The 2,945-nt window shown below is 47.7% G+C and carries 2 protein-coding genes and 2 pseudogenes; 2 read left to right on the plus strand and 2 right to left on the minus strand.

What is annotated here, in order from left to right:
* Window positions 1–183 (plus strand): annotated as a pseudogene (locus tag EWV68_RS20090) (RNA-guided endonuclease TnpB family protein); the annotation flags it as partial.
* A gap of 11 nt (window positions 184–194) precedes the next feature.
* Here the strand turns inward: EWV68_RS20090 and nuoF are convergent.
* The gene (gene nuoF, locus EWV68_RS20095) at window positions 195–1,802 is read right to left on the minus strand and encodes an NADH-quinone oxidoreductase subunit NuoF (protein ID WP_061431620.1); all 1,608 of its coding nucleotides are present in this window, start codon (window positions 1,800–1,802) and stop codon (window positions 195–197) included.
* 28 nt (window positions 1,803–1,830) lie between these two features.
* Window positions 1,831–2,340: a bidirectional hydrogenase complex protein HoxE gene (hoxE, locus tag EWV68_RS20100; RefSeq protein ID WP_002762924.1), complete on the minus strand. Its 510-nt coding sequence runs from the start codon at window positions 2,338–2,340 to the stop codon at window positions 1,831–1,833.
* Between the two features lie 468 nt (window positions 2,341–2,808).
* Between hoxE and EWV68_RS20105 the strand changes: the two are divergent.
* Window positions 2,809–2,945: pseudogene (locus EWV68_RS20105) on the plus strand (flagellar assembly protein H); the annotation flags it as partial.

Below are 2,945 nucleotides of genomic sequence, written 5' to 3' on the forward strand. Positions count from 1 at the left end.
GTGAACGCCGCAATTAATATCAAGGTCGCCGGTGGGCAATCGGAGACCTCAAAAAACGGACGCAGAGGAAAGTGTAAGACTTCTGTTAAAGAAGCAGCATCCCGTGAAGCGTCAACCCAACCGAAGATCGTTCAATTAAGTTTGTTTGATCTGCCGGTCATCACCGTCCGGCCCCGGCGGTGAGGATGTCAATCTCAAACAGAGACGGGGTGCTTGATTTCCTGTAACAGAGCCAGATATTCCTCCTTAAAATACTTTAGGGTACTTAAAATCGGATTGGGAGCGCTTTGGCCAAGACCACAAAGACTGGTTTCTTTAACCATTTGACAGAGGTGTTCTAAGTTTTCGAGGTCGTGAATATCGGCTTTTCGAGCGATAATTTTGGCCAATAATTCAAACATTTGTACTGTTCCCGTGCGACAGGGGATACATTTACCACAGGACTCCTCGCGACAGAATTCCATATAGAATTTCGCCACTTCCACCATACTGGTGGTATCATCCATAACCACCATCCCCCCGGATCCCATCATCGAACCGAGTTTGGCTAAGGATTCGTAATCCACGGGAGTATCGAGTAAATTAGCGGGAATACAACCCCCAGAGGGGCCGCCGGTTTGTACCGCTTTCACCTGACCATCGGGAATACCACCCCCCATCTCCTCGACAATTTCCCGGAGAGTAATGCCCATCGGCACTTCAATCAGCCCATTATTGCGGATTTTTCCTGTTAAAGCGAAGATTTTTGTGCCTTTACTGCTGGCAGTACCGATATTGGCGTACCAAGCGGCTCCCTCGCGGATAATAGCGGCGATATTAGCGTAGGACTCGACGTTATTAATCAGGGTGGGACAACCATCGAGGCCCGATTGGGCCGGATAGGGGGGACGGGTGCGGGGAGTGCCGCGGCCGCCTTCGATGGAATGGATGAGAGCGGTTTCCTCTCCACAGACAAAAGCTCCCGCCCCGATGCGGATATCCACCTTAAAATCGAAAGTGGACTCGAATACTTGGGAACCCATTAAACCGAATTTTTTGGCCTGATTAATCGCTTTTTGCAGACGATCGATCGCTAGGGGATATTCGGCTCTAACATAGATATAACCATGATCGGCCCCCACAGCATAGGCAGCGATCGCCATTCCTTCCAGGACTAAATGGGGGTCACTTTCCAAAACACTACGGTCCATAAACGCCCCGGGGTCGCCTTCATCAGCATTACAGATAACGTATTTTTGTTTACCCGGTTGTTTAGCCACCGTCGCCCATTTTAAACCAGTGGGATAACCCGCACCGCCCCGGCCGCGCAAACCGCTTTGGGTGATTTCCTCCACCACCTGGGCCGGAGTCATCTCGTAGAGGGCCTTGTAGAGAGATTGATAACCCCCGACGGCGATATATTCCTCAATGCGATCGGGATCGATTTTACCGCTATTTTCCCGGACAATTTTGACTTGATGGGAGAAAAAGGGATGTTTTGAGTCCCCTAATTGCACCTCGGTTTTGCCGCCGTTTAAGGCTGCAATAATGCTGGCCGCACTTTCCGGGGTGACTTCTTCGTATAGGAGATCCTGGGGATCCACTTCCACCAACGGCCCGCGACCACAAAAACCCATACAACCGACCCCCACCACTTCGACTGTATCCTCTAGGTCTGCTTCTTTGACGGCAGTGGCGAGGTTTTTTTCGATTTGGAGGGAGTTAGCAGCTTGGCAACCGGTGGAAGTGCAACAATGCACCCGGATGCTTTTTTGTCTAGTTTTTTCTTTCTCGGCCACTGCCAATAATTCTTGTAAGTCCATATTCTTCTCAATCCACTAGAGTGAAAAATTACTGGGAGAAACTCTGTAGTTTCGCTAAGACAGTTTCCGAATCTTGTTTAGGGGCCACGACTCCATCGAAGACCACGGCCGGCGCAATCCCACAGGCCCCGATACAACGGGCCGACACTAGGGAAATTTCTCCATCGGCGGTGGTTTCTCCCACTTTGACATCAAAGGCGTTTTCGATGTCTTCGAGGATTTTGCCGCTGCCTTTGACATAACAAGCAGTCCCCATACAGATGATACAGGTGTGTTTTCCCGCCGGTTTCAGGGAAAAGAGATGGTAGAAGGTTGCTACCCCATAGACGCGACTGAGGGGCAGTTTTAGCGCCCGGGCAACGTAGAGGAGAACATCTTCTTCTAGGAATCCAAAGGCTTCTTGGGCTTTGTGCAGGACTTCAATCAGGGCTGATTGATTATATCCTGCCCGCTTCATGGTAATGTCGAGGACTTTGAAGCGTTTGTCGCCACTGGGATGCTCTTTTTTCTCCGTTTGACGAGGATTGGCAGTTTGCATAAATCTGAACCAAATAAATTTTAGGGGCGATGACGGGAAAAAGATGGAGAGTTGTCGGTTTTCCTTGGTCATCTCCCTGCTTTTATTCTGACACTGGCTCCGGAGGGCGATCGATAACTTTATCTTTCCTTTAGTTATTGGGGGATATTCAGTTATCAGTGACCAGTAATCAGTTTCCCTAAGCTGTGGAAGATGAATTTAAGCCATTTTTCAAGAATCTGGACTGAGATATAAGGTAATGCTGCATTACACTGCATTAATACCAACGATAAGAAAGGCAATCGCACTCGATAAGATTGAACCCCACAGAAAACGGGTTTCTTTAAGAAACCCGTTTTCTGAAAGCATCCCCCTTTTCTCCTAGGTTAAAGGGGTAAGGTCATAACAATATGTTGCCAAAGGCGACTTTTCAGAATATAATGTAGAAGAGTAGTCATTCATCGCTCAGATTAGTTAAGATGATATTACATGACTAATAATATTGACCATGATCGCTTGTTTAAGGAGTTAATCTCCACCTTTTTTGTCGAATTTATCGAGTTATTTTTTCCTCAAGTAATGGATTATTTAGATAGGGACTCGATTACTTTTTTAGACAAAGAAGT

Source organism: Microcystis sp. M_QC_C_20170808_M9Col (genome assembly GCF_007095495.1).
Classification (GTDB): Bacteria; Cyanobacteriota; Cyanobacteriia; order Cyanobacteriales; family Microcystaceae; genus Microcystis; species Microcystis aeruginosa.

Bases quoted from the DNA above. Each gene is read 5' to 3' on its own strand.
- nuoF (WP_061431620.1), bottom strand. From the start codon at position 1,802: ATGGACTTACAAGAATTATTGGCAGTGGCCGAGAAAGAAAAAACTAGA.
- hoxE (WP_002762924.1), bottom strand. From the start codon at position 2,340: ATGCAAACTGCCAATCCTCGTCAAACGGAGAAAAAAGAGCATCCCAGT.